This window comes from Pseudomonas huaxiensis (assembly GCF_003231275.1).
Lineage (GTDB): Bacteria > Pseudomonadota > Gammaproteobacteria > Pseudomonadales > Pseudomonadaceae > Aquipseudomonas > Aquipseudomonas huaxiensis.
Genome location: NZ_QKVL01000135.1, coordinates 1 through 1,063 on the forward strand (window position 1 = coordinate 1; position 1,063 = coordinate 1,063).

The 1,063-nt window shown below is 53.5% G+C and carries 1 protein-coding gene; it reads left to right on the forward strand.

Going from position 1 to position 1,063, the window contains the following annotated elements:
• Nucleotides 1-77: 77 nt before the first annotated feature.
• On the forward strand, nucleotides 78-1,063 hold a 986-nt coding region (locus DM374_RS32550; RefSeq protein WP_110973530.1), incomplete at its 3' end, for an IS630 family transposase.

The window sequence follows — 1,063 nt, forward strand, 5'->3', positions numbered from 1 at the left end:
CTAGTGTGGTGTTTCTCAAATAACACTCATATTTTGATCTAAGCTTTTCAGCATCAGAAATGTCTCGGAGCAATGATATGAGAACCGGCCGACCTGCTGCCCTGATTGAGCTGAGTGACGAAGAACACATCGAACTGCTTCGTCGCTCCCGGCAGCGTAAAGGTTCTGCTGAATCCCGCATTCGGGCCGAAATCATCTTGGCGTGCGCAGGTGGAGAGTCAGGCTCCTCGATCGCCCACAGACTCGGTATCGGCGTGCATACGGTTTCGCGTTGGCGAGTGCGATTCAGTCGACTGCGGCTCGATGGCTTAAATGACGAACATCGCTCAGGTCGGCCTCGCAGTATTACCGATGAGCAAGTACAGGCCGTGGTTAATCAGGTACTGCAATCCAAACCCGAAGATGCCAGTCACTGGAGTACTCGCTCGATGAGTCAGGCAACCGGGATTTCTCCAGCCAGCGTCATGCGGATATGGCACGCTTTCGGACTAAAACCTCATCTGGAAAAGACCTTCAAACTTTCGACCGACCCGCTGTTCGTGGATAAGGTCCACGACATCGTTGGGCTCTACCTAAATCCGCCCGACAAGGCTCTGGTGCTGTGTATAGACGAGAAAAGCCAGATTCAGGCGTTAAATCGCACCCAGCCAGGGTTGCCTCTGGCGCCGGGGAAACCCGTAACTCGCACTCATGATTACAAGCGGCACGGAACTACATCTCTATTCGCAGCGCTGGACATTGCCACGGGTGAAGTTATTGGGCGATTGAAGCGCCGCCATCGAAGCACAGAGTTTCTCGCTTTCCTCAAGGAGGTAGACGCCAACGTACCGGGCGACATCCCCGTCCATTTGGTGATGGATAACTATGCAACGCACAAGACCGACAAGATCAAAGCTTGGCTTGCAGCACACCCGCGCTACCAGGTCCATTTCACACCGACGTCGGCGTCTTGGTTGAATATGGTTGAGCGCTTTTTCTCGACGTTGAGTGAGAAGTGGATCAAGCGCCAGGCACACACCAGCGTGAAAGATCTGGAAGAGTCTATTGAGTACTACCTGACCAC